Origin of the sequence: Comamonas antarctica, from assembly GCF_013363755.1 — a bacterium.
In the GTDB taxonomy this organism is placed as follows: domain Bacteria; phylum Pseudomonadota; class Gammaproteobacteria; order Burkholderiales; family Burkholderiaceae_C; genus Comamonas; species Comamonas antarctica.
On record NZ_CP054841.1, the window covers coordinates 549587 to 574107 of the forward strand.

The window sequence follows — 24521 nt, forward strand, 5'->3', positions numbered from 1 at the left end:
CCGCTCATGACGCGCTGGCTTGCGGCGCCGCCGCGGCGGCAATCGCTTCGGACGGCCAGGCCGCCGGCACGGGCACCGCGCAGGGCGCGTCGGTGTCCACCGTGCCGAACAGCGCGGGACTCACGATCTCCAGATACTCCATGTCCGGCGAGTAATCAAACAGATAGTGGCGGATGCCGGGACGCTGGTGCACGCAATCGCCGGCTTCCACCAGCGTCACCTGGTCTTCGTACATGAACTTCGCCCAGCCCTTGGTCATCAGCACGATCTGGAAATCCGCGACATGCCGGTGCCAGCCCGTGCCCTGCTCCGGCGGCTTGTTGGCCTTGACCAGATGCGCGATCACCCGGCCATGGGTGGCATCGGCCACGCCCAGGTCCCGGTAGAGAAAGAAATCTCTCAGTCCATCGGAGCGCCACGGCGTTTCGCCCTCCTTGACGTGGGAGAAAAGGGTCACTTGCTCGCTGCTTGCAGTCATGACGGTGGCCTTGTGAGAGGGTCAAAGTGAAGTGGGCTGCTCGGTTGCAGCCGACGCCCAGGCAGCTCAAGGCCTTGCCATGCGCAAAAGACGCAGGTCCCGTTGCGCACACTCGGCCCCGACCTGGTGCCAATATGTGCGCCGACCTCCGGTTGGTCAAGAAACGCAAATGGCCAAAGCTTTCATCAGGGTTTTCCAGAAGTTCTTGCGGCACCTGCCGCCGCCCCCAGCCAGCGTCAGGCCGGCGGCGCGAAATGCCGAGTCCGCCGGCACGCGTCGCAAGAACACAACAATCTGAGGACAAAAAGCCACAGCATGCGGGCAAACACAAGATAATGATAACGATTCGCACTATCGTTTTTCTCCTGCTCCGTGGCCTTGCTGCTCATGCCACGCCCTTGCCGTGCATAGCCTCTACCAAGACCACCACCCCTGGCTGCAAAGCCTGCTGCGCAAGCGCCTGAGCAACCGCGAGGATGCGGCCGACCTGGCCCAGGACACTTTCCTGCGCCTGCTGCGCGCGCCCGTGCCGCAGGACGAGATCCGCGAGCCGCGGCGCTATCTGGCAACGATTGCCAAGGGCCTGGTCACCGACCTGTTCCGCCGCCGCGCGCTAGAGCGCGCCTATCTGGAATACCTCGCCGGCCTGCCGCAGGCACTGGCGCCGTCCGCCGAGGACCAATTGGCGCTGCAGCAGACGTTGCTCGAAGTCGACCGCCTGCTGCAAGGCCTGCCGCCCAAGGTGCGCGCGGCCTTCGTGCTGGCGCAGTTCGAGGAACTGAGCTATCCCGAGATCGCGCAGCGCCTGGGCATTTCGCTGCGCACGGTGAGCAACTACCTCGCGCGGGCGCTGGAACACTGCTGCCTGGCCATGGCATGAAGCCGGCCGTCGACCCCGAGCGCCAGGCCCTGCGCGAAGCCGTGACCTGGCAGGTGCGGCTGCGCGATGCTGCCACCGCAGACGAGGCGCGCCAGGGCTGGAGCCAGTGGCTTGCCGCCGACCCGGCGCACCAGCGCGCCTGGCAGCGCGTGCAGGCCGTCAATGCCCAGTTGGCCCAATTGCCGCCGGCGCTGGCGCGCCAGACGCTGGCGCCGCGCCCGCAGGCGTCGCGGCGCGGCGTGCTGCGCAGCCTGGCGCTCGGCCTGGGCGCGGGCAGCACCGCCTGGATGGGCTGGCAGGGCCTGCCCTGGCAGCAGTGGCGCGCCACGCACCGCACCGCCACCGGCGAGCGCCAGAACATCACGCTGCCCGACGGCTCGCTGCTGGCGCTGGACACGGCCAGCGGCGTGGATCTGGATTTCAACGAACGCGAGCGGCTGGTGCATTTGCGCGGCGGGCGGGTGCTGATTGCCACGGCCGCCGACGCGCTGGGCCGGCCGTTCAGCGTGCAGACGCCGCACGGCCGGGTGCAGGCGCTGGGCACGCGCTTCATGGTGCAGCTCGACGGCGCGGGCCGCAGCCATGTGCAGGTCGAGGAACATGCGGTGCGCCTGCTGCCCGCGGCCGGCGCGCCGCAGCAGCTCGCGGCCGGCGAGCAGGGCTGGTTCGACGCCGCCCGCGCGCAGGCGCCGGAGCCGGCCGATCCGTTTGCCGCGAGTTGGCAGCACGGCGGCCTGGTGGCCGTGGACATCGCGCTGGGCGATCTGCTGGCCCAGCTGGCGCGCTACCGCCGCGGCCACCTCGAATGCGCGCCCGAGGTGGCGCAGCTCAAGGTCTCGGGCGCGTTTCCCGTCGACGATACCGACCGCGCGCTGGCCGCGCTGGTCAGCCGCTTTCCGCTGCAGTTGCGCAGCCGCACGCGCTATTGGGTGCGCGTGGAAGCCCGGGATGCAGCCTCCTGAATGCCGAATTGCGCTTTTTTGAAAAAATAAAAAGATAGCACCCGAGTCAGGCCAGCTCCCGTCCCGGCGCGCAAACCACGGGGCAAATCCGCGGCCGCGCAGCAAAAAACTTCGCCGGCAGTTGCAGGATTGCCCGGGCTCATCCGGCATACGAGGAAACACCGCCCAGTTCCGCTCCGCCATGCCACGCCCTTCCCCGCCACTGCCGCCACACGGCCGCCGCGCGCCCGCGCGGCGCCGGCATGCGGGCGCGGCGCTGCTCGCCGGATGCATGTGGCTGGTGCCGGCGCTGGCGATGGCGCAAGCCGCTGCGCCCGCACGCGCCGAACTGCGCAGCTTTCAGATCGCAGCCGGGCCGCTGAGCCATGTCATTGCCCAGTACGCCAACCAGGCCGGCGTGGCGCTGTCCTTCGATGCCGCGCAGCTCGGCACGCGCCGCTCGCCCGGGCTGCAGGGCAGCTATTCGGTCAAAGACGGCTTTGCACGGCTGCTTGAAGGCACCGAGCTGCAGGCGGTGCATGAATCCAGCGGCGTCTACACGCTGCGCCTGCAGTCCCTGCACCCCGGCAGCGCCGCCAGCGTGCTGGACGGCGTCATCGTGCGCGCGCGCGCCGAGAACGCGGCCACCACCGAAGGCTCGGGCAGCTATGCCGCAGCCCAGGTGACGGCCAATATCGGCCAGCAGCGGGTGCGCGACATTCCCCAGCCGGTGAGCGTGCTCACGCGCCAGTGGATCGACGACCAGGCCCTGCCCGACCTGCACGCGGTGCTGAGGAACGCCACCGGCGTGACCGTCGACTACATCGACAGCGAGCGCATCAACTACTACGCGCGCGGCTACCAGATCGACTCGCTGCAGGTCGATGGCATGGGCATCAACCAGGTGACCTCGGCCGCGACCTTCATCCAGCCCGACACCGCCATGCTCGACCGCGTCGAGGTGCTGCGCGGCGCCTCGGGCCTGCTGCGCGGCGCGGGCAATCCGTCGGCCGTGGTGAACCTGGTGCGCAAACGCCCCAGCGCACAGTTCCAGGGTTCGGCGGCGCTGACGCTGGGCTCCTGGGACCGCCGGCGCCTCGAAGCCGACCTGTCGGGGCCGCTCAACGACGCCGGCACGCTGCGCGCGCGCCTGGTGGCGCTGGCCGACGACAAGGCCGCGTTCCAGACCGCGCGCCACGAGAAGCGCCAGAGCGTCTATGCGGTGCTCGAGGCCAACCTGAGCCCGCAGACGCGGCTCACCGCCAGCCTGCAGCAGACCGCGCTTGACGCGACCGGATCGTGGGGCGGCCTGCCCGCGAACCTCGACGGCAGCCAGCTCGGCTTGCCGCGCAGCACCTACCTGGGCACGCCCTGGAACGCCTGGAACCGCAGCAACCGCCAGGCCTATGTCGAGCTCGACCACCGCCTGGACCATGGCTGGCAGTTCAAGGCCCAGGCCGCGCGCAGCTATTTCCGCTCCGATGGCTTCAAGCAGACCTCGTTTTCCAGCGCCAGCGACACCAACCCCTATCTCGCCAACGTCACCACCTCGATCTATGACGGCGAAGCCAGCAGCCAGGGCACGCTGAGCCTGCAGGCCACGGGCCCGTTCGAGTGGCTGGGCCGGCGCCATGAGCTGGCGCTGGGCCTGGACATGCAGCGCGTGCGCGCCATCGGCAGCTCCGGCTACTGGGACGTGAGTCCGCTGTATGGCGTCGACATCCGCAGCTGGGACCCCTACACCAGCTACCCCGAGCCGGCCTACGGCGCGGGCAACGGCAACGCCTATTCCGCGCCCACGGCGCATGTGCACCAGCATGGCGGCTTCGCGCGTGTGCGCCTGTCGCTGAGCGACGCGCTCACCGCCATCGCCGGCGCGCGCCTGAGCTGGTGGGACTACCACGAGCCGGCCACGCCGGGCAGCGGCTATGGCGTGCGCCACGAACCCACGCCCTATGCCGGGCTGGTGTACGCGCTCTCGGAGCAGGTCAGCGCCTACGCCAGCTACAGCCGGATCTTCAGCTCGCAGAACAAGAAGCAGGCCGATGGCAGCCTGCTGCCGCCGATCGAGGGCCAGGACTTCGAAGCCGGCCTCAAGGGCGAGTTCCTGGACGGCCGGCTGCAGGGCACGCTGTCGGCCTTCGACATCGAATACACCGGCAGCGCGCTCGAGGACACGGCCTCGCCCATGCCCTGCCTGCCGTATTACCTCGCGGGCCGCTGCTACCTGGCCGGCGGCAAGAGCCGCAGCCGCGGCTGGGAGGCGGAGTTGTCGGGCGCGCCCGCGCCCGGTTGGCAGCTGCTGGCCAGCTACACCCACACCCGCAGCCGCATCCTGCGCGACGACAGCACGGCGCTGGTCGGCCAGCCGCTGCGTCCGGCCGACCCGCAGTATGCGCTGCGCGTGTTTGCCAGCCGCCAGCTGGCCAGCCCCTGGCCGGGCTGGACCGTGGGCGCCGGGGTCCGGCTGCAAAGCCGCACCTATACCAGCGTCGGCAACGTAACCACCCGCCAGGGTGGTTATGCGCTTTTTGATGCGCTCGTGGCCTACCGCTTCAGTTCCACGCTGGCACTGCAGCTCAATGCCAACAACCTGTTCGACAAGGTCTATTACGCCAAGTTCTCGCCCAACAGCCGGTTCTTCAACAACTACTACGGCGACCCGCGCAACCTGACGCTCACGTTGCGCGCGACCTTCTGAACACCGCTTTCCAGCCGTTTTCCCTTTCCATAACCTCTGATGTGAATGCAATGAAAAATCGTTCCTACTGCGCTTCCCCGCGCTTTGCCGCCAAGCCGCTCGCCCGCCTGATGGCGCAATGCCTGGGCACCGGCCTGGCCCTGGCCTCGCTGGGCGCGGCCGCCCAGAGCGCCGACAAGGCGCTGCAGGAGGTGGTGGTCAGCGACCAGGCCGCGGCCATTGGCGGCCTGCAAAAGACCTATTCGGGCGGACAGCTGGCGCGCGGCGGCGACCTGGGCATCCTGGGCCGCACCGACCTGATGAACGTGCCGTTCAGCACCACCAACTACACCGCCTCGTACATCGAGAACCAGCAGGCGCTGAACATCTCCGACGTGGTGATGAGCGATGCCTCGGTGCGCACGCTGCAGGCGCGCGGCGGCTTCGGCGAAGACTTCCAGATCCGCGGCTTCAGCCTGGGCATGCGCGATGTGTCGCTCAATGGCCTGTACGGCCTGGTGCCCGCCACGCGCGTGCCGCTGGAGATGATCGAGCGCGTCGAAGTGCTCAAGGGCCCGGGTTCGCTCACCAATGGCGTCGGCCCGAGCGGCAGCGTCGGCGGCAACATCAACCTGGTGACCAAGCGCGCCGGCGACGAACCGCTGACGCGCGTCATCGGCACCTACATGGGCCAGTCGCAGTTCGGCACCCACCTCGACGTGGGCCGGCGCTTTGGCACCGACAACCAGTGGGGCGTGCGCGCCAACGGCGTGTGGCGCAATGGCGAGGGCAATATCGACAATGGCCGCCAGCGCCTGGGCCTGGGCTCGCTGGGCCTCGATTTCGCCGGCGACAAGCTGCGCTGGTCGCTCGATGCACTGGCCACCGACGGCAAGACCGAAGAGGTCCGCCCGCAGATCGGCTTTCGCAGCGGCACCACCCAGGTGCCGGCCGTGCCCGACGCGCGCCTGAACTTCTTCCCCGGCACGCTGCTGACCGACAAGGCCAAGACCGTGATCTCGCGCCTCGAGTACGACCTCAACGACGCCACCACCGTCTACGGCGGCATCGGCTACAGCGATACCAAGAGCAACCAGACCTTCCCCGGCACCTGGGGCATGGAGCCCGATGCGCAGGGCAACTTCGGCGTCTACAACGGCTACTACGACGAGTACAACAAGACCAGCTCGGCCGATGCGGGCCTGCGCACGCGCTTCAAGACCGGCGGCGTCGGCCATACGCTGGTGCTGTCGGCCAACCACATGGCGCGCGAGACCGGCTACTTCTACACCAGCACCGCCACCGCCAATCCGTCCAACCTCTACAACCCGTCGCCGCTGCCCGTGATCACCGCGGCGCGCGGCGCGCCCAGCAAGACCGCCGACCTGACGCAGCAAAGCGTGGCGATTGCCGACACCCTGGCCTTTGCCAATGAGCGCGTGCTCGTGACCCTGGGCCTGCGCGACCAGAGCATCCACCAGAAGAGCGTCAACGGCTCGACGCCGTACAAGGCCAGCGCCGTCACGCCGCTGGCCGGCGTGGTGCTCAAGGCCGCGCGCGACACCTCGATCTACGGCAACTACACCGCCGGCCTGCAGGCCGGCTCCACCGCCGGCCCGACCTATGCCAACGCCGGCCAGGTGTTCGCGCCGCAGAAGACCAAGCAGATCGAGATCGGCGTGAAGCAGGACTGGGGCGTGCTGATGACGCAAGCCGCGCTGTTCCAGATCACCCAGCCCTCCACCACCACCGAAGGCAATGTCTACAGCTTTGGCGGCGAGCAGCGCAACCGCGGCCTGGAACTGACGGCCTACGGCGAAGTGCAGCGCGGCCTGCGCCTGATGGCCAGCGCGGCCTTCCTCGACGCCAAGCTGACGCGCACCGACGGCGGCGTCAACCAGGGCAACGATGCCAACGGCGTGCCCGCGCGCACCTTCAACGTGGGCCTCGACTGGGACACCCCCTGGGTGCCGGGCCTGAGCCTCAATGGCCGCGTGATCAGCACCTCGTCGATGTACTTCGACGCCGCCAACCAGCTGCGCATGCCCGGCTGGAGCCGTGTCGACATCGGCGCGCGCTACCGCACCAAGGTCGGCAGCCAGCCGCTGGTGCTGCGCGCCAGCCTCGAAAACGTGTCCGACAAGGCGTACTGGGTGACCAGCACCAACCCGAGCTATGCCACCGTGGGCGCGCCGCGCACGCTGATCCTGTCGGCGCAGATCGATTTCTGATCGCCTGAACCCGCCCGGCACCGCCAAGGCCTCGAAGCCCTGGCGGTGCCTTTGACTTTTCATCCTCAGCCACAAAGCCAATGCAAAGCCATACCATCAAGACCTGGGCCTGGGTACACAAATGGAGCAGCCTGGTCTGCACCGTTTTCATGCTGCTGCTGTGCCTCACCGGCCTGCCGCTGATCTTCCACCACGAGATCGGCCACCTGCTGGGCACCGAAGTCGAAGCCCCGGAGATGCCCGCCGGCACGCCGCATGCGAGCCTGGACCAGGTGCTCGACGTGGCGCGCGCGCAATACCCCGAGCGCATCGTGCAGTTCGTCTCCAAGTCCGACGAGACCGACGACATCTGGTACGTGACCATGACGCCGACGCCGGCCAACACCGACGACTTCCGCACGGTGGTCGTCGATGCCCGCACGGCCGAGCTGCTGCCGCTGCAGCCGCGCTTCGACGAAGGCTTCATGTGGATCATGTTCAAGCTGCATGTCGACCTGTTTGCGGGCCTGCCGGGCAAGCTCTTCCTGGGCTTCATGGGCTTGCTGCTGCTGGTGGCCATCGTCAGCGGCGTGGTGCTTTATGCGCCGTTCATGCGCAAGCTCGACTTCGGCACCGTGCGCCGCGAGCGCACGGCGCGCGTCAAGTGGCTGGACCTGCACAACCTGCTGGGCATCGTCACGCTGGTGTGGCTGTTCGTGGTCGGCGCCACCGGCATGATCAACACCTGGACCGACCTGGTGATCAAATACTGGCAGCACGACCAGCTCAGCAGCGTGCTCGCGCCCTACCAGGGCCAGCCGACGCTGGCCCAGGCCCAGCGCGCGCCGCTGCAGCAGTCGCTTGACGCGGCCATGCAGCAGGTGCCCGGCTCCAAGCTGTCGTTCATCGCCTTCCCCGGCACCAGCTATTCCAGCCCGCACCACAACACCGTGTTCCTGCGCGGCGACGAACCGCTGACCTCCAAGCTGCTGCACCCGGTGCTGGTCGATGCCAAGACCTCGGCCGTGACGGCGGCGCCGGCCATTCCCTGGTACCTCACCGCGCTGCTGGTCTCGCAGCCGCTGCACTTCGGCGACTACGGCGGCCGCGCCATGCAGATCATCTGGGCGCTGCTGGATATCGCCAGCATCTTCGTGCTCGGCACCGGGCTCTATCTGTGGCTGAAGAAGGGCCGCACGGCCGCCAGGCCGCAGGAGCTGCACGGCGACGCGAAAACCATTGCCCGGGAGGCCACGCCATGAAGCCGGCGCGCATGAAAAACCGTTTCCTGTCGCTGTGGGGCTGGCCCATCGTACTGGGCCTGCTCACGGCCATCGGCCTGGTCTCCGCGCTGTTCAGCGACGGCGGCTTCGGCGACCAGCTGTCGGGCGTGTGCCTGGGCATCGTCACGGCCGTGGGGCTGTGGTTCAGCTTCCGGCGCTGACGGCTGCCCCTTGCGCTGCCTGTCTCAGCGCACGGCGGGTGTTTCCTGGGCACGCGCAATGCGTGCCACACCCAGCTTGAGGCCGACCACGCCGAAGATGCGGTTCATGGTCTGGACGCTGCCTTCGCTGCGCTCCTGCTCGATATCCTGCAGCGTGCGATGGGCCACTCCGGTGAGTTTCGCCATCTCGGCCACGGTCAGCCGCATCGTGGTTCGGAGATGGCGCACCGCCTGCGGCAATGACCATTGCGGATGGGACAGCACATCCTCGATGGCCTGCTGGCGCAGTTCCAGTTGCTCGGCAATCGAAAGCGGGTTGAAACGTTTGTCCATGGTGCTCAGGCCAATGCAGCCAGTTCCTGCGCCCGGGCCAGGAGGCCGGGGCGCAAGTGGTTCAACACGTCGGCATCGATACCCATGGCCTCGCCTTCGGCAGCAATGCGCCGCAGCGCGGGCACCATGGCCCGCAAGCCTTCCACCAGCGCCGCACGTTGCAGCAGCGCCGGGCCCTTCTTGCGGCGCGCGCGCTGCACCTGCCGCGCGCTTTCGCACACACTGTCGAGTACGCGTGACCAGTCGGGCCTGCCGCCGTCATTGCCCTCCCAGCGGATGCGCCGCGCAATGCCGTCGGGATGCAGGTACATGGGCGCGAAGTCGAACAGCGGCGTCAGCGTGATGCGGCCGGAAAAATCCCTTTGCAGGGCCGTGTTGCGCGCATGGTTGTCCTTGTTCCCCAACGCCAGATTGGCCACATCGCGCCGCAGGTATTCCAGCACCTCCTGCTGCGGGTCGGTGCAATAGCGCAGCAGCCCCTCACAGACCTGGTCATGCGAGGGGACGGCTTCGAAGCCGGGCATGCCGGTCAGCGTCGCAATGCTCTCCTGGGCCAGGCGCACGACCGCGCCATTTTCCACGCGGCGGTCGAAGCGCTCGATGAATAGCGCGCGCTCGCGCAGCACCAGCGGGGCATGCACCCGCATCCCCAGTTCCTTGGCCAACTGCATGTACACCGCTTCATGGCGCAGGATGCTGGCCAGGCCAGGATCGGTGCCGCGGCCAAACTTGACGATGTAATGCCTGCAGGCCTGCTCGTCCGGCAGCGTATGGTCCAGGTAAAGCAGCCCGTCATGGGCCCGCGTCAGCAGCACCTTGGGCCACTCGCCCTGCACTCCCGAGGAGCCGGCGACAAACAGACCATGTGCCGCCAGGTATTCGGAAAAATCGTCGCCGCGCTGCGCCACTTCCTCGTCGGTAAAGCCGCGGAAACCGCCGGCATGGTCGGCAAGCCAGGCGGCAGCTTCCTTGACGCGCAGGTTGCCAATGGGATTGCCGGAGCCGGCGAGCAGCAACGGCCAGTCGGCCACTGCGTCCGCCGTGGGCGGCAACCCCATGCGCCGCAGCAATTCCTGGCGGCCAAAGCCCTGGGGCAGCAGGTCGATGAGAAATACCGGCCAGTGCGCCAGTTGCACCGGCTCCAGACCCACGGGCCAGGCAGCGCACAGCGCATGCGCATCATTTTCCCGGCTGTGCTCGAAAGCCCAGTCGACCGCATAGCCGGTATACGACGGGCTTCTCCAGCCCGCGTTTTCCGGGCCGAGCAAGCGCACGCTGGCAACGTCATGCCAAGCGCCGGATGCATGCAACTGAAGGGTGCAATGACTCATTTACACGGAATTCTAGCAAATATAGGCCGTTTTGACCGCCTAATTAGATTACTTTTCCGTGCAAATAGCATCAACGCAGTATTCAGAGAGCCGGGTGACAGTGCCTTTCACATGCCGCGAAACACCGCCGGCCGTTTTTCCGCAAACGAGCGGATGCCCTCCTGCACATCGGCCGTCGCATAGAGCCGGCGCTGCTGCGCCTCCAGCACCTCGGCCGCGGCCTGCGGGCCGGAGCCCAGGGCCAGGCGCGCGTTCTCCAGCGTGGCCTGCACCGCCAGCGGCGCCTGGGCCGCGATGCGCTGCGCGTAATGCCAGGCGCGCGCGAATTCCTGGCCCGCGGGCACCACCTCCTGCACCAGGCCCATGGCCAGCGCCTCCCGGGCCGTGAACTCGTCGCCGGTGAGCAGGAACTTCATCGCCTGGCCCCAGCCCGCGCGCTGCGGCAGGCGGATGGTGGCGCCGCAGGTGGGCATGATGCCGCGCGCGACTTCCTGCTGCGCGAAGCGGCAGTTGTCGGCGGCCACGCAGATCTCGCTGGCCAGCGCCAGTTCCACCGCCAGCGTGAAGCTGATGCCCTTGAGCGCCACGACCATGGGCTTGCGCCGCAGCCGGCCGCGCAGGTTGAACGGGTCGACCTCCTCGGGCGGATACAGCGGCAGGCCGGCCTGGCGCAGCGGCGCGATCTTCGCCAGGTCGACGCCGGCGCTGAAATGTTCGCCATGCGCATGCAGCAGGCCGACAAACAGGTCGGAGGAATCCTCGAGCCGCGTACAGGCCCGGGCCAGCTGCGTGAACATGGCCGGCGTGAAGCCGTTGCGCTTTTCGGGCCGGTCGATGCCGATCAGCAGCACGGCGCCGCGCTGCTCCACCGTGATCTGCCCATCGGGATCGCGGGCCGTCGGCGTGTCTGTCACGGGCGCTTCCTGCATGGCCATCAATCCAGCGCCAGATTCATGGGTTTGACAATCGCGCCCCAATGCACATATTCCGCATGCAGCAATTCGCCAAACTGTTTCGGGCTGGCCGAGGAAACCGCGGTTTCTCCGCCCGCGGCCAGCTTGGCGGCAAAATCCGGCGTGGCGACAGCGGCCACCACCGCCTGGTGCAGGCGGTTGATCACGGGCGCGGGCGTGCCCGCGGGTGCCAGCAGGCCGAAATTGGTATAGGCCACGAGATTCGGATAACCCGCTTCGCGCAGGGTCGCGACATCGGGAATCTGCGCCGCGCGTTCCTCGGACATGATGCCCAAGATGCGCAGCTTGCCCGCCTGGTGCATGCCGATGGCGCTGGACATGACTTCGATATTCACGTCGATGCGCCCTCCCATCAGGTCGGCATAGGCCGCGGCCGTGCCCTTGTACGGCACCTCGACCATTTTCACGCCCAGGGTGCGGCCCATCCATTCGCCGATGATGTTCGTGAGACTGCCGGTGCCGGTGGTGCCGTAGCTCACGCCGCCGGGCTTGGCCTTGGCCCAGGCAATGAATTCCTGCATGTTCTTCGCCGGAAAATCCGGCGCCGCCACGACGCCGAACGGCAGCCGCGAGACGATGGAGATCGGCGCGAACTCCTCGGGCTTGTAGCTGAGGCGGCGGTAGATGTAAGGGTTCACCGACGTCGTGGTGCCCGGCGCCATGAACAGCGTATAGCCATCCTTGGGTGCGCGCGCGATATAGGCCGCGGCCAGCGTGGTGGCGGCGCCCGGGCGGTTCTCGATCAACACCGCGGTGCCGAGGTTTTTCGCCATCAGCTCGCCCACGCGCCGCGCGGTGATATCCGTCGGCCCTCCCGGTGCATAAGGCACGACGATGGTTACCGGCTTGCTCGGAAATGCCTGGGCCCAGGCGCCCGCGGCACATATCGCCGTGCCAATGCACAGCCCCCATTTTCTCCAGGCCAGGGAATATCTCATTGCACTGTCTCCTTGCTTGAAAAGCCGCTTCTGTCCGGCGGCATGCATTACCGGCTGGCAGCCGGCTTCCATGAGGGAATCCATCGGGCGGGTGCGGCTTTCAGCGCGTTTTTGCGGGCAGCAGGCTGCGCGCGAGAATGTCGCGCTGGACTTCGCTCGCGCCGCCATAAATCGTGCCCGGGCGCGACACCATATACAGCCGGTGCAGGTCGATATTCACCGCGCCAAAGGCCTGGGCGCCATTGACGGCGCCGCGTTCCGCGGCAAGGTCCATCACCAGCTCGACGATTTTCTGGAACAGCTCGGTGGAGACCAGCTTGAGCACCGAATATTCGGCATCGAGCGTCTGGCCGGCCAGCGCCGCGGCGCAGGTTTCGGCATACAGGCCGTGGAAATCATGCAGTTCGCAGGCCAGCTGGGCCAGGCGGTCATTGGGCAATGCGGCGGCGCGCATGTCGGGGGCGGCGTCCAGCATCTGCCGCAGGTAGTTGAATGCCTGCTGCGCCAGCGCCGGGCTGCCGTTGACCAGGCGCTCGACGCCCAGCAGGCTCTTGGCGACGTTCCAGCCATTGTCGAGCGGGCCCAGCAGGCGGCTCGCCGGCACTTCGACGTTGTCGAAGAACACTTCGCAGAATTCGTCGTCGCCGGCCATGTTGACGATGGGCCGCACCGTGATGCCCGGCGAGTTCAGGTCGACCAGCAGCAGGCTGATGCCCTGCTGCTTGCGCTCGTACTGCCCGGTGCGCACCAGCATGAAGATGCGGCTGGCATTGTTCGCGTGGCTGGTCCAGATCTTCTGGCCGTTGACGATGAACACATCGTCGCGGCGCTCGGCGCGGGTGCGCAGCGACGCGAGGTCCGAGCCCGCGCCGGGCTCGGAATAGCCCTGGCACCAGACCTCCTCGCCGCGCAGGATGCCTGGCAGGAAGCGCGCCTGCTGCTCGGCCGTGCCGTAGCGGATCAGGATGGGCGCGAGCAGCGTGCTGCCCATGTCGAGCACGCGCGCCACGCCATGCGCATCGAAGACCTGCTTGTAGAGCAGCTGCTTGCGCAGCGGCAGGCCCATGCCGCCCGCCGCGCGCGCAATGCCCGGCGCGCGCAGGCCGTGGCGGTGCAGCGTGCCCAGCCAGTCGCGCTCGGCCGCGCCGCGCAGGCGCAGCACGATGGGCTGGCGCCATTCGGGCGGATAGTGGGCCTGCAGCCAGGCTTCGAGGCGCGCCGCGAACTCGCTATCGGACAACTGCGCCCAGGCCTCGGGCGTGGCCGGATGCGGGCCGGCCGGGAAGCCGCCGCGCAGCTCCGGCGCTGCGGGCCGGTCGAACGCCAGTGCCGCAAACCGGCGCCGGTGCGCGGGCGCGTTGCCGAATGCGGGTGCGTGCCGCAGCGCCGCATCGGCACACAAGCCGATGTCGGCCTCCTCGGTATAGCCCATCGCCCCATGCAGTTGCATGGCCGCGCGCGTCGCGCGCAGCGCGAGTTCGGAGCAGCGCGCCTTGGCGGCGCTCGCGGCGGCGGCGAAGTCGTCAGGCGCCGCCGCGTGGATCTCACAGGCCTTGCGCCACGAGGCAAAGGCCAGGCGCTTTTGCAGGTCCAGATCGACCACGCGATGGCGCACGGTCTGCAGCGCCGCCAGCGGCTGGCCGAACTGCACGCGTTGCGCCAGATAGGCGGCCGTGCTGTCCAGCGCGGCTTCGGCCAGCCCGGCCAGATAGGCGGCGGCCACCACGCGGGTCTCGTCAAGCGCCACGCCCAGCGCGCGCCGCGCGGCGGCGCCCGTGGCCAAGAGCGCATCGGCGGAGATCCGCACCGCGTCGAAATGCAGCGTGTCCATCGCGCTGCCGTCGGCACGCAATTGCGCGTCGCGCCGCACGCCGGCGGCCTGCGCGGCCACCCGCACCAGCCGGGGCTGGCCGTCCTCGCTGGCCGCCACCAGCCATTGGTCGGCCGCGCCCTCGACCGCGACACAGGTCCCGTCCAGCACCAGGCCCTGCGCATCGCGCGCCAGCACCGCGCCGCTCCAGCCGGGATCGATCTCGCCCGGCTGCGCCTGCCAGGCCAGCGTCAGCACCTGCGCGCCGTCCACCAGCTCGCCGGCCAGCGCGTCGCGCAGGTCCGAGGCCGGCAACGCGGCCAGCAGCGCGGCCGGCGCCACGGCGCAGCCGACAAAGGGATCGGGCAGCAGCGCCGCCCCGAGCCGCGCCGCGAGCGCGGCCGCGGCCGACAGCGGCAGGCCAAAGCCGCCCAGTTCCTCGGGCAGGCGCATGCCCAGCCAGCCGCATTCGCCCATGGCCGACCACAGCCGCGCATCGAAGCGCCGCCCTTCGCTGCGCCAGCAGCGCGCGCGCTGCAGCGAATGCCGGGCCTGCAGAAACTGCTGCGCACCATCCAGCAGCATGCGCTCGACTTCCTGGCGCTCCTCGAACGCGTCGACGACCTGGTTCATGGCTGGCTTTCGGTGGCGGCAAGCGCCATCAGGGCGCGGTCATCGGCGGCATCGGGCGCGGCCCAGCGGCTGGCGCGGCTCAGCCGCTCGCGGCACTCGGCCACCATGCGCTCGATCAGTTCCTCGCAGCTGGGAATGTCATGGATCAGTCCGATGCACTGGCCGGCGCTGAGAATGCCGCCGTGCACCTCGCCGCTTTCGAGCGCCGCGCGCCCGCGCGTGCCCACCACCAGCGGCCGCAGGTCCTCGAACGCGCAGCCGCCGGGCTGCGCCTCGAGCGCGCGCACCTGCTCGGCAATCTCGTTGCGGAAGACGCGCGCGGTGTTCTTCAGCGTGCGGTAGATCAGCGCCGTGTCGCGCTCGCTGCCGGCGACATAGGCCTGCTTGATGTGCTCATGGATGGGCGCCTCGCGCGTGACGCAAAAGCGCGTGCCCATGTTCACGCCTTCGGCGCCCAGCACCAGCGCGGCGGCCAGGCCGCGGCCGTCGGCAATGCCGCCCGAGGCAATCACCGGGATCTTCAGCGCCCGCGCCGCGGCCGGGATCAGCACCAGCCCGCCGACATCGTCCTCGCCCGGATGGCCCGCGCATTCGAGCCCGTCGATGGACACCATGTCGACGCCCGCACGCTCGGCCGACAGCGCATGGCGCACGGTGGTGCATTTGTGCACGATGGTGATGCCATGCTGCCGGAAGGTGCGGATGAATTCCTCGGGAATCCGGCCCGCCGTCTCGACGATCTTCACGCCGCTGTCGACGATGGCGGCGACATACTCGGCATAGGGCCGGGGCACCGACGAGGGCAGCATGGTGAGGTTCACGCCAAACGGCTTGTGCGTCATGCGCCGGCAGCGCGCGATTTCCTGGCGCAGGTCGTCGGCCGTGGCCTGGGTGAGCCCGGTCAGGATGCCCAGGCCGCCGGCATTGGAGACGGCCGAGGCGAGCTCGGCCAGGCCGACCCACTGCATTCCGCCCTGGATGATGGGATATTCAATGCCCAGCTTTTCGGTGACACGTGTTTTCATCGTTTTTCCGCAGGAGTTGAAGACAGATCCGCGCACATGGCACGCATGCGGCGGCCGCCACCGGCCTGGCACGGGGCCCGGCGGTGGGCACAGGATTTACTCGGCCTTGATGCCTTTTTCCTTGATCAGATCGCCCCAGAGCCGGTATTCGGCGGCCATGTCGGCCTTGAGCCTGGCGGGGCTGTCCTGGCCGGTGGGCATCAGCGCCAGCGCCGCGAGCTTGGCGCTGAACGCGGGCTCGGCCATGATCTCGGCGGTGGCGGCATTCACCGCGGCCACCGCCGCGTCGGGCGCGCCGGCGGCGGTGAACAGGTGGTACCAGCCGCGGCCGAACTGCTGGCCTTTGGTGAACATCGGCGGGATCTCGGGCATGGCCGCCCAGGGCTTGTCGTCGGCCACGCCCAGCGCGCGCAGCTTGCCGGCCTTGAGGTGCGGCAGCGAGGTGGTCATGGCATCGAGCATGGTCTGCACCCGTCCCGACATCACATCGACCAGCGCCGGCGCAGTGCCCTTGTAGGGCACGGTGACCATCTTCACGCCATAGGCCTCCTGGAACTGCGTGCCGATCAGATGCGTGATGCCGCCCTGGCTGGGCGTGGCGTAGTTGACCTTGCCGGGGTTGGCCTTCATGTAGCTGATCAGTTCGGGCAGCGTCTTTTGCGGCAGGTCGGCGGGCGTGACCAGCACGAACACGATCTCGGTCAGCGACGCCACGGGCTTGAGCTCCTTGAGCACATTGACCGGGCTCGAACCTTGCAGCTGCGGCGAGATCAGCAAGGTGTTGGTCACCAGCAGCAGCGTGTGGCCGTCGGCGGGCGCGCTCGCCACCTGGGCCGCGGCCAGCAGCGTGCCCGCGCCGGGCTTGTTTTCCACGATCACCGGCTGCTTGAGCTTGTCCTGCAGCTTCTGGCCGAAGTCGCGCGCCAGGATGTCGGCGCCGCCTCCGGGCGGATAGGCCACGACGATGCGCAGCGGCTTGGTTGGAAAGGCCTGCGCGGCGGCGGCCAGCGGCAGGCTGCACAGCGCCAGCAGCGCGAAAAGGCGGCGGTTGAATCGGATGGGCATGGCGGTGTTCCTCGGGCGGCGTTCAGGCCAGCGCCGCGGCGCCACGCGGCTGGGCGCCCCCGGACTGGGCGCCGCCGGACTGGGCGCGCGCGGACTGCGCATCGATCCATTGCTGGCGCTGCTGCCAGCGCGCCAGGGTCCAGAAGCAGCTGTCCATGGAACGGAACAGCGCGATATGCGGCAGGGAGGCGGTATCGGCATAGCCCGGCCCGCCCATCCACTGCGTGAGCCACACGTTGCAGGCGATCTTGCCGAAGCGCGCGGCCTGCTCGTTGAGCGTGGCAATGCGCGGCGTCGCCGACTCGTAGGCCTGGATATGCGGCGTGACCACGCAGTCGTAGGCAGCATCGCCCATGGTGGCCGCCGCGCAGGCGCTGAAAGACGCCGGGTGGCTGATGACCTGGGCCGTGGTGTCGAACGGGTTGTGCGGATAGCCAAAGGCCGGAATGGTGTCGGCCAGCACCTGCGCGTTGGCCGCATCGGCGGGCGGCGGCAGTTCGATGCCGTGCGCGGCGGCGGCATCGGCGGCAATGATGCAGGCGCCGCCCGAGGTGCTGAGAATCGCCGCGCCGCGGCCGCCGGCGCGCGGCGCCTTGGCAAAGAAGCTGGCCACTTCGAGCACACGGTCGAAATGCTCGACCATGACCGCGCCGCAGCGCGCGAACAGCGCTTGCCAGTCGGCCTGGCTGCCGGCCACCGAGGCCGTGTGGCGCCACGCGGCATGGATGCCCTTGGCCGAGCAGCCGAGCTTGTGCACGATCAGCGGCTTGCCGGCGGCCAGCGCGATGCGCGCCGCCTGCTCCATGCGCGCCGGGTGCTCGTGGCCCTCGATGATGCAGACGATGGCCGCGCAGGCGCTCTCGCCGGCCAGGTAGCTCACGTAGTCGGCGACATCGACATCGACCATGTTGCCGCAGGCCAGCGCGTGGCTGATGGGCGTGCCGGCATTCGCGCCCTGCGCAATCGCCATCGCCAGCGCGCCCGACTGGCTGGCGATGCCGACCGCGGCGGGCCCGGGCAGGTAGCCCGGGAATTCCGAGAACGACAAGTGGGTGGAGGCGGCGTAGTTGGCAAAGCCCAGGCAGTTGGGGCCGACCAGCCGCGTCTTGCTGCCGCGCACCAGCGCCGACAGCGCGCGCTGCGCGCTCAGGCCCTCAGCCTGGTCGGTTTCGGCATAGCCCGAGGCAAACACCAGCACGCCGGGCAGTTGCGCTTCGACGCATTGCGCCACCAGCTCATAGACCTTCTCGCGCGGCACGGCGATGACGGCGCAATCGGGCACCTCGGGCAGGGCCGCGAGGTCGGGATAGCAGGGGTCGGCGCCCAGCGTCGCGTACTGCGGGTTGACCAGGTAGACCCGGCCCGTGTAGTGGGTGCGCAGGTTCCTCAGCGTGCGCTCGCCAAACGAGCCCGGGCGGCTCGAGGCGCCGATGATCACGACGCTGCGCGGCGCCAGCAGCCCGGCCAGCTCGCCATGGGAATACACCGTTTCTCGCAAGGAATGCATGGTTCTTGTCTCCTGGTTCTATTCGCAGGCAAGTCGCGTTGGCGGGCGATCTATTGCTCGAAATCCTAGCCACCGCGCGGCGCGGCAGCCAATACTTTTGCGCTTCCCACCGATACCGAAGCGCTATCGAAACCCAGGCAAAACCCGGGGATCGACGGCCAGCCCCAGGCCGGCGCCGGGCTCATACGCCGATGGTGTAGCCGCCGTTGACCGACAGGTGCTGGCCCGTGACATAGGACGCGGCATCCGACAGCAGGAAGGCCACCGGGCGCGCCACCTCGCCGGCCTCGCCCCAGCGGCCCAGCGGAATCTGCGCCAGATAGGTGTCGGCGAACTTCTCGCCGCGGATGGTTTCGGTCATTGGCGTCTCCACCACGCCAAAACCCACGGTGTTGCAGCGGATGTTGTACTTCGCCCATTCGCGCGCCGCGCACATCGTCATGCCCAGCACGCCGGCCTTGGCCGTGCCGTAGTTGATCTGGCCGATGGTGCCGCGGCGGCCCGCGTCGGACGAAATGTTGACGATCGAGCCGGCGATCTGCTCGCCGGCCTTGGCGCGCGCCAGCAGGTGGCGGCCCAGCGCCTGCAGGAACTGGAAGGCGCCCGTCAGGTGCACGTCGATCACGGTCTGCCAGGACTCGAGCGTCATCTTGTCGATCATCGCGGTGCGCGTCACGCCGGCGTTGTTGACCAGGCCGTTGACGCCGCCGAACGCGGCCACGCCGGCATCGACCGCGGCCTGGGCCACGGCGGGGTCGGTGACGCTGCCGATCACGGTCACGCAGCGGCCTTCGCCGAGTTCGGCGCGCAGCGCCGCGAGCGCCGCGTCATTGAGGTCCACCGCCACCACCTTGCCGCCCAGCGCGACGATGGTCGAGGCCAGCGCCTTGCCTATGCCCTGGGCCGCGCCGGTGACGATGATCTGCTTGTTGTCGAGAGAGAAGTCGGGAGTTTGCACGAATAAGTCCTTGATGTCGGTGCCCGCGCGGGCAGGCGTTAAAGCGTTTCCTCGGTGCCCAGCACCATGGTCGCCTGGCTGGAGAGTTCGCCGCCATTGCCGTGGGCCAGCGCCAGCTTCGCGTCCTTGACCTGGCGCGCGCCGGCCGTGCCCTGCAGCTGCTGCACGGCTTCGACGATGGTGAACAGCCCGTACATGCCCGGGTGCACGCACGACAGGCCGCCGCCATTGGTGTTGACCGGCAGCTCGCCGCCGGGCGCGATGCGCCCGCCTTCGACAAAGGCGCCGGCCTCGCCCTTCCGGCAAAAGCCCAGGTCCTCGAGAAACAGCAGGGTATTGATGGTGAACGCGTCGTAGACCTCGACGACATCGATGTCCTTGGGCGTGACGCCGGCCTGGGCCATGGCGCGCGGGCCCGAGATCGCGGCCGCGGTGGTGGTCAGGTCCGGCATCGAGGTGATGTCGCGGTGGTGCGTCGACGCGGCGTTGCCCAGGATGTAGACCGGCCGCTGCGCCAGGCTTTTGGCGCGGTCGGCGCGCGTCATGACGATGGCCGCGGCGCCGTCGGTGACCAGGCAGCAGTCGCGCACCGACAGCGGGTCGCTGACCAGGCGCGACGCCAGGTACTCGTGCATGCCCAGCGGCTCGCGCAGGAAGGCGTCGGGATTGAGCTGCGCCCACTGGCGCGCGGCAATCGCCACCGCGCCCAGCTGTTCGCGCTTGAGGCCGTATTCATGCATGTAGCGCGAGGTGGCCAGCGCATACGCGCCCACCGGCCGCGGCAGCTTGTACGGCGCTTCGTAGGGCGAGGGCCGCATCGCGCTGACCAGCCCGCCCGCGGCGCTGCGCTGGTTGCTGCCGTAGGCCACCAGCGCCACGTCGCACTGGCCCGCTTCCAGCGCCAGCGCGGCCCACATGCAGTGCGTGAGGAACGCCGAGCCGCCGGTGCGGTTGTTGTCCGTGACCTGGGGCGTGATGCCCAGGTACTCGGCAAACGTCAGGCCCGAGAGGAAGTCGTCGGGCAGGCCGATGAACAGCCCGTCGACATCGCCGGGCTTCAAGCCGGCCGAGGCCAGCGCGCGCAGGCTGGCCGATACCGCCAGGTCCATCGAGGACAGGCCGGGCGCCTCGCCCATGCCGTAGGTGGCCGACGCCACGATGGCGGTCTTGCCGCGCGGAAATTTGTCTTGGCTCATGGTGTCTGGGCTTTCCTATGGCTGGGCGTCGAACACGACCAGGGGCTTGCCGTCGGCGCTGGCGATGCGCGCCTTCACGGCCATGCCGATGCGCACTTCCCCGGGCGCCACGCCCTCGACGCGGCTCATCATGCGCGGGCCCTCGGCGAGCTGCACCAGGGCCACGTTGAACGCCGGCTCGGGCGGCTTGCGCCGCACCACGGTGGTCGCATGGACAATGCCGTCGCCGCTGGCCGCGACCCATTCGAGATCGCGGTTGCCGGTGCGCGGCTCGGCCACGCGCGGGTAGAACACATAGCCGCCCGAGCTGCGCGAGCGCTGCAGCATGAAGCGGCCTTCGGCCAGGTGGGCGAAATACTCGCGCTCGGGCTGCGGCACGCGCGCCTCGGCGGCGGGGGTCTGGGAATCCTGGGTCACTGCTTGTCCTCCGTGGGCCAGCTGTAGAGCGCCGGCTGTTTGTCGATGAAGCGCTGCACCGCCTGCTGGTGGAAGCGGCTTTCGCGGCACATCGCCTGGGCCATGGCCTCCTGCGCGCAGACGCTGTGGCGCTCGCTCTCGAAAGCCCGGTTCATGATCGACTTGGCCAGGCCGATGGCGCCGGCCGGTGCCTGCTCGAAACGCGCCGCGAGTTCCAGCGCCGCCTGGCGCAGGTCGCCGTCGACGATCCGGTGCACCAGTCCCATGCGCCGGGCCTCGTCGGTGTCCACCACGCGCCCGGTGAACACCAGTTCCTTGGCCGTGGACAAGCCCACGGCGCGCGGCAGCAGATACATCGCGGCCATGTCGGGCACGTAGCCGATGCGGCTGAACACCGCGCAGAACGTGGCGCGCGGCGTGGCCAGCACGAAATCCGCGCACAGCGCGAACGACAGCCCGGCGCCGAACGCCACGCCGTCGATAGCGGCAATCACCGGCTTTTCGATGTCGATCAGTTCATTGAACCAGCGGTGGATGTTGAGGATGCGCTCGCGGCCCTCGAAGACGTCGCGTTCCGCGGCCTGGGCCTCGGCCAGGATCTTCACGTCGCCGCCGGCGCAAAAGTGCTTGCCGGCGCCGGTGATGACGATGGCCTTGACCTGCGGGTCGTCGCGCAGCTGCGGCACGGCCTGGGCCAGTTCGCTGCGCATCTGGTAGTCGAGCGCGTTGCGCGCCTCGGGCCGGTTCAGCGTGAGCACGGCGGTGCTGCCCACGCGTTCGACAAGAATGGCTGGCATCTGCGGTCCCCGGCTCAATGCGTGACCTGGATCAGCCACTGGGCGACCAGCACCGGGCGCTCCACGCCGTCGGCATGCACTTCGACGTTCCAGGTGCAGCGCAGCCCGCCCGGCGCCACGTCCTCGGCCTTGACCAGCGTGAAGCGGCCATGCACCTGCGCGCCGCTCTTGACCGGGCCGGTGAAGCGCACCTTGTCGAAGCCGTAGTTCACGCCATGCCGGCGGTTGGGAAACTTCAGGCACTGGCCGTACCAGGCGGGCAGCAGCGACAGCGTCAGCAGGCCGTGCGCAATGGTCGAGCCATACGGCGATTCCTGCGCCGCGCGTTCGACGTCGACATGCAGCCACTGGTGGTCGCCGGTGATGTCGGCAAAGCGGTCGATCATGCTCTGGTCGATCTGCAGCGGCGCGCTGGTGGCGCTTTTGCCGACGAAGGCGCGGATCGCTTCGGGAGAGTCCAGGGTCACCATGTGTGTGTTCCTTGAAGAGGGAGTGACGGTGTCAGTCGGCCTTGATGCCCAGCGACTTGGCCAGCGGAATCCAGCGCGCGCGCTCCTCGGCGATGAAGCTGCCGAAGGCCTGCGGCGAGCCGGGCATGGGCTGGGCGCCGATGTTGTTGAGCCGGGTCACCAGATCGGGGCGCTTGAAGGCCTCGTTGACGGCCTTGTTCAGGCTGTCGATCGCGGCCTGCGGCGTGCCGGCGCGCGCCATCACGCCGAACCAGGCGCTGGCCTCGTTGCCGGGAAAGCCGGCTTCGGCCAGCGTGGGCACCTCGGGAATCTGCGGAAAACGCTTGCCGTCGAGAATCGCCAGCGGCACGATGCGCCCGGCCTTGGCCTGCTGCAGGCACGAGGGCAAGGCATCGAACATGATGTCGATGTTGTTGCCCAGCATGCTGGTGATGGCCGGCGCGCTGCCGCTGAAGGGCACGTGGGTCACGCGAAAGCCCATCGCGCGGCTCGCGCTCTCGCCGGCGAGGTGGGTGATGTTGCCGCTGCTGGCCGAGCCCATGGTGAAGCCGGTGTCGCTTTTCTTCGCCAGCGCGATGAACTCCGCCACGTTCTTGGCGCCGAGATTGCCGCGCGTCACCAGCAAGAGCGGTGACTTGCCCATGCCGACCACGGGCACGAAGTCCTTTTCCGGGTTGTAGGCCATCTTGGCGTAGATCGCCTGGTTGATGACCATGGGCGCATTCGAGCCGACAAAGAAGGTGTGGCCGTCGGCGTCGGCGCGCAGCGCGGTTTCGGCGGCAATCATGCCGGCCGCGCCGGCCTTGTTGTCGATGACGATCGGCGTGCCCAGGACCTGCGCGGCCTCGTTGGCCACCAGGCGCGTGATCTGGTCGGCCGCGCCGCCGGCCGGATAGGGCACGACAAAGCGTATCGGCGTGCGGCTTTGCGCGCTGGCGCTGGCGGCCGTGGCCAGCAGGGCCGCGCCGGCCAGCGCATGAAGGAATTGGCGTCGCATGGTGTCTCCTGTGCTTGTTATCGGGAATGCGGGATCAGACGATGCCCTGGGCGCGCAGTGCGGCAATGCGTTCGGGCGCCAGCCCGAGCTGGCCGGCCAGCACCGCGTCGGTGTGTTCGCCCAGCGTCGGCGCGGCGCGGCCGTACTGCAGCGGCGTGTGCGAGAAGCGCAGCGGGCTGGCCACCGCGGGGGCCTGCACGCCCGCGCCATGCGGCAGCGACAGCCGCATGCCGCGGTGGCGCACCTGCGGGTCCTCGAACACCTGCTGCATGTTGTAGATCGGCCCGCAGGGCACGTTGGCCGCCTCGAGCAGTTCGATCCACTCGGCCATGGTCTTTTCCCGCAGCAGGTCGGCAAGCTGCGGAATCAGGAGCTCGCGGTGGCGGTTGCGGTTGCCGGCGCTGGCATAGCGCTCGTCCGTGGCCAGGTCGGCCCGGCCCAGCACCTGGCACAGCGCGCGGTACTGCGAGTCGTTGCCCACCGCCAGGATCAGGCTGCCCTCGCGGCAGCGGAACACCTGGTAGGGCACCATGTTGGCGTGGGCATTGCCCATGCGCTGCGGAATCTTTCCCGACAGGAAGTAGTTGATCGCGACATAGGAGTTGACGCTCACCATGCAGTCGAGCAGCGACAGGTCGATGTGCTGGCCGGCGCCGCTCACATGGCGGTGCTCGAGCGCGCCGAGGATGGCGGTGGTCGCATACATGCCCGTGAGCAGGTCGCTGATGGCAATGCCGGCCTTCATCGGCTCGTCGCCGGGCGCGCCCTCGGGCTGGCCGGTGATGCTCATCAGCCCGCCCATGCCCTGGAACACGAAGTCGTAGCCGGGCAGCGCGGCATACGGCCCGTCCTGTCCAAAGCCGGTGATCGAGCAATAGACCAGGCGCGGGTTGATCTGCTGCAGGTCCTCATAGCCCAGGCCGTAGCGCGCCAGCGTGCCGACCTTGTAGTTCTCGACCACCACGTCCGCGTCCTTGGCCAGCGCGCGGATCAGCGCCTGGCCCTCGGGCTGGGACAGGTCGCAGGTGACCGACTTCTTGCCGCGGTTGGCGCTGAGGAAATAGGACGAATCCCGGGTCTCGTTGCCATCCGCATCCTTGAGGAACGGCGGCCCCCAGCCGCGCGTGTCGTCGCCCTGCACGGGACGCTCGATCTTGATGACCTCGGCGCCCATGTCGGCGAGATTCTGCGTCGCCCACGGCCCCGCGAGGACGCGCGTCAGGTCGAGTACTTTGATATGGCCCAGTACGGATGTCATGCGTTCGATCGCCTCCGAAAACGCGTGCCGGCACGGTGGCCGGCGGTGTTGTTCATGGCTTTCAGCGTACGCAGCGCAGATTTGGGCGTCCAATATTAAATTCAGGAATATCAATATCGACCCGGTATTGAATACCAAGGTTTACCCGAGGTCCCGAAAATACCGATATTCAATTCAAT

At 68.7% G+C, this 24521-nt stretch carries 22 protein-coding genes; 6 read left to right on the forward strand and 16 right to left on the reverse strand.

Translation table 11 applies throughout. The annotated features are described in order from the left end of the window. Positions 1-4: 4 nt before the first annotated feature. Complete coding sequence (locus HUK68_RS21830; RefSeq protein WP_244146387.1) at positions 5-457, reverse strand: cupin domain-containing protein; 453 nt, start codon at positions 455-457, stop codon at positions 5-7. Between the two features lie 424 nt (positions 458-881). Between HUK68_RS21830 and HUK68_RS21835 the strand changes: the two genes are divergently transcribed. The 6 genes from HUK68_RS21835 (at position 882) to HUK68_RS21860 (ending at position 8633) form a co-directional block, all read left to right on the forward strand. Next, entirely contained in the window at positions 882-1358 is a 477-nt protein-coding gene (locus tag HUK68_RS21835) for a sigma-70 family RNA polymerase sigma factor (RefSeq protein WP_175506340.1), read from the forward strand. Next, positions 1355-2320 (forward strand): FecR domain-containing protein, encoded by a 966-nt coding sequence (locus tag HUK68_RS21840; RefSeq protein ID WP_175506341.1) that lies wholly within the window; start codon positions 1355-1357, stop codon positions 2318-2320. The genes HUK68_RS21835 and HUK68_RS21840 overlap by 4 nt, the downstream gene beginning before the upstream one ends. A gap of 181 nt (positions 2321-2501) precedes the next feature. Beyond that, entirely contained in the window at positions 2502-5000 is a 2499-nt protein-coding gene (locus HUK68_RS21845) for a TonB-dependent siderophore receptor (protein WP_175506342.1), read from the forward strand. Between the two features lie 50 nt (positions 5001-5050). Then, on the forward strand, positions 5051-7210 hold the full coding sequence (locus HUK68_RS21850; protein ID WP_175506343.1) for a TonB-dependent receptor: 2160 nt from the start codon (positions 5051-5053) through the stop codon (positions 7208-7210). An 80-nt stretch (positions 7211-7290) separates the two neighbouring features. Continuing rightward, a complete protein-coding gene (locus HUK68_RS21855; RefSeq protein WP_175506344.1) occupies positions 7291-8451 on the forward strand; it encodes a PepSY-associated TM helix domain-containing protein in 1161 nt (386 codons plus the stop codon). Positions 8452-8462: 11 nt separating this feature from the next. Beyond that, positions 8463-8633, forward strand: coding sequence for a hypothetical protein (locus HUK68_RS21860; protein ID WP_390887737.1), 171 nt, complete (start codon positions 8463-8465; stop codon positions 8631-8633). A gap of 24 nt (positions 8634-8657) precedes the next feature. Here HUK68_RS21860 and HUK68_RS21865 read toward each other — a convergent pair whose 3' ends face one another. The 15 genes from HUK68_RS21865 to HUK68_RS21935 form a co-directional block, all read right to left on the reverse strand. Continuing rightward, positions 8658-8966 (reverse strand): helix-turn-helix domain-containing protein, encoded by a 309-nt coding sequence (locus HUK68_RS21865; RefSeq protein WP_175506346.1) that lies wholly within the window; start codon positions 8964-8966, stop codon positions 8658-8660. Between the two features lie 5 nt (positions 8967-8971). Next, positions 8972-10297 (reverse strand): type II toxin-antitoxin system HipA family toxin, encoded by a 1326-nt coding sequence (locus HUK68_RS21870; RefSeq protein ID WP_175506347.1) that lies wholly within the window; start codon positions 10295-10297, stop codon positions 8972-8974. 107 nt (positions 10298-10404) lie between these two features. Continuing rightward, positions 10405-11211, reverse strand: coding sequence for a crotonase/enoyl-CoA hydratase family protein (locus tag HUK68_RS21875; RefSeq protein WP_244146388.1), 807 nt, complete (start codon positions 11209-11211; stop codon positions 10405-10407). Between the two features lie 20 nt (positions 11212-11231). Beyond that, on the reverse strand, positions 11232-12209 hold the full coding sequence (locus HUK68_RS21880; RefSeq protein WP_175506349.1) for a Bug family tripartite tricarboxylate transporter substrate binding protein: 978 nt from the start codon (positions 12207-12209) through the stop codon (positions 11232-11234). Between the two features lie 100 nt (positions 12210-12309). Then, on the reverse strand, positions 12310-14652 hold the full coding sequence (locus HUK68_RS21885; protein ID WP_175506350.1) for an acyl-CoA dehydrogenase family protein: 2343 nt from the start codon (positions 14650-14652) through the stop codon (positions 12310-12312). Beyond that, positions 14649-15677, reverse strand: coding sequence for an NAD(P)H-dependent flavin oxidoreductase (locus HUK68_RS21890; protein ID WP_175506351.1), 1029 nt, complete (start codon positions 15675-15677; stop codon positions 14649-14651). The genes HUK68_RS21885 and HUK68_RS21890 overlap by 4 nt, the downstream gene beginning before the upstream one ends. A gap of 96 nt (positions 15678-15773) precedes the next feature. Next, on the reverse strand, positions 15774-16742 hold the full coding sequence (locus HUK68_RS21895; protein WP_175506352.1) for a Bug family tripartite tricarboxylate transporter substrate binding protein: 969 nt from the start codon (positions 16740-16742) through the stop codon (positions 15774-15776). 22 nt (positions 16743-16764) lie between these two features. Next, a complete protein-coding gene (locus tag HUK68_RS21900) occupies positions 16765-18249 on the reverse strand; it encodes a CoA-binding protein (protein ID WP_175506353.1) in 1485 nt (494 codons plus the stop codon). 181 nt (positions 18250-18430) lie between these two features. Further along, positions 18431-19207, reverse strand: a complete 777-nt coding sequence (locus HUK68_RS21905; protein ID WP_175506354.1) for an SDR family NAD(P)-dependent oxidoreductase — start codon at positions 19205-19207, stop codon at positions 18431-18433. Positions 19208-19245: 38 nt separating this feature from the next. Continuing rightward, positions 19246-20403: a thiolase family protein gene (locus HUK68_RS21910; protein ID WP_175506355.1), complete on the reverse strand. Its 1158-nt coding sequence runs from the start codon at positions 20401-20403 to the stop codon at positions 19246-19248. 15 nt (positions 20404-20418) lie between these two features. Further along, positions 20419-20730 carry a Zn-ribbon domain-containing OB-fold protein gene (locus HUK68_RS21915; RefSeq protein ID WP_434082477.1) on the reverse strand — a complete coding sequence of 104 codons (312 nt, stop codon included), beginning with the start codon at positions 20728-20730 and terminating at the stop codon, positions 20419-20421. An 86-nt stretch (positions 20731-20816) separates the two neighbouring features. Next, complete coding sequence (locus tag HUK68_RS21920; protein WP_175506357.1) at positions 20817-21617, reverse strand: enoyl-CoA hydratase/isomerase family protein; 801 nt, start codon at positions 21615-21617, stop codon at positions 20817-20819. A gap of 14 nt (positions 21618-21631) precedes the next feature. Continuing rightward, on the reverse strand, positions 21632-22087 hold the full coding sequence (locus tag HUK68_RS21925) for a MaoC family dehydratase (RefSeq protein WP_175506358.1): 456 nt from the start codon (positions 22085-22087) through the stop codon (positions 21632-21634). A 31-nt stretch (positions 22088-22118) separates the two neighbouring features. Beyond that, positions 22119-23084 (reverse strand): Bug family tripartite tricarboxylate transporter substrate binding protein, encoded by a 966-nt coding sequence (locus HUK68_RS21930; protein ID WP_175506359.1) that lies wholly within the window; start codon positions 23082-23084, stop codon positions 22119-22121. A 34-nt stretch (positions 23085-23118) separates the two neighbouring features. Further along, positions 23119-24342: a CaiB/BaiF CoA transferase family protein gene (locus HUK68_RS21935; protein WP_175506360.1), complete on the reverse strand. Its 1224-nt coding sequence runs from the start codon at positions 24340-24342 to the stop codon at positions 23119-23121. Positions 24343-24521 lie beyond the last annotated feature (179 nt).

Coding starts and splice junctions, on each gene's coding strand:
- HUK68_RS21840 (WP_175506341.1), top strand. CDS start 1,355: ATGAAGCCGGCCGTCGACCCCGAGCGCCAGGCCCTGCGCGAAGCCGTG.
- HUK68_RS21845 (WP_175506342.1), top strand. CDS start 2,502: ATGCCACGCCCTTCCCCGCCACTGCCGCCACACGGCCGCCGCGCGCCC.
- HUK68_RS21850 (WP_175506343.1), top strand. CDS start 5,051: ATGAAAAATCGTTCCTACTGCGCTTCCCCGCGCTTTGCCGCCAAGCCG.
- HUK68_RS21855 (WP_175506344.1), top strand. CDS start 7,291: ATGCAAAGCCATACCATCAAGACCTGGGCCTGGGTACACAAATGGAGC.
- HUK68_RS21860 (WP_390887737.1), top strand. CDS start 8,463: ATGAAAAACCGTTTCCTGTCGCTGTGGGGCTGGCCCATCGTACTGGGC.
- HUK68_RS21865 (WP_175506346.1), bottom strand. CDS start 8,966: ATGGACAAACGTTTCAACCCGCTTTCGATTGCCGAGCAACTGGAACTG.
- HUK68_RS21870 (WP_175506347.1), bottom strand. CDS start 10,297: ATGAGTCATTGCACCCTTCAGTTGCATGCATCCGGCGCTTGGCATGAC.
- HUK68_RS21880 (WP_175506349.1), bottom strand. CDS start 12,209: ATGAGATATTCCCTGGCCTGGAGAAAATGGGGGCTGTGCATTGGCACG.
- HUK68_RS21885 (WP_175506350.1), bottom strand. CDS start 14,652: ATGAACCAGGTCGTCGACGCGTTCGAGGAGCGCCAGGAAGTCGAGCGC.
- HUK68_RS21890 (WP_175506351.1), bottom strand. CDS start 15,677: ATGAAAACACGTGTCACCGAAAAGCTGGGCATTGAATATCCCATCATC.
- HUK68_RS21895 (WP_175506352.1), bottom strand. CDS start 16,742: ATGCCCATCCGATTCAACCGCCGCCTTTTCGCGCTGCTGGCGCTGTGC.
- HUK68_RS21900 (WP_175506353.1), bottom strand. CDS start 18,249: ATGCATTCCTTGCGAGAAACGGTGTATTCCCATGGCGAGCTGGCCGGG.
- HUK68_RS21910 (WP_175506355.1), bottom strand. CDS start 20,403: ATGAGCCAAGACAAATTTCCGCGCGGCAAGACCGCCATCGTGGCGTCG.
- HUK68_RS21915 (WP_434082477.1), bottom strand. CDS start 20,730: ATGCTGCAGCGCTCGCGCAGCTCGGGCGGCTATGTGTTCTACCCGCGC.
- HUK68_RS21920 (WP_175506357.1), bottom strand. CDS start 21,617: ATGCCAGCCATTCTTGTCGAACGCGTGGGCAGCACCGCCGTGCTCACG.
- HUK68_RS21925 (WP_175506358.1), bottom strand. CDS start 22,087: ATGGTGACCCTGGACTCTCCCGAAGCGATCCGCGCCTTCGTCGGCAAA.
- HUK68_RS21930 (WP_175506359.1), bottom strand. CDS start 23,084: ATGCGACGCCAATTCCTTCATGCGCTGGCCGGCGCGGCCCTGCTGGCC.
- HUK68_RS21935 (WP_175506360.1), bottom strand. CDS start 24,342: ATGACATCCGTACTGGGCCATATCAAAGTACTCGACCTGACGCGCGTC.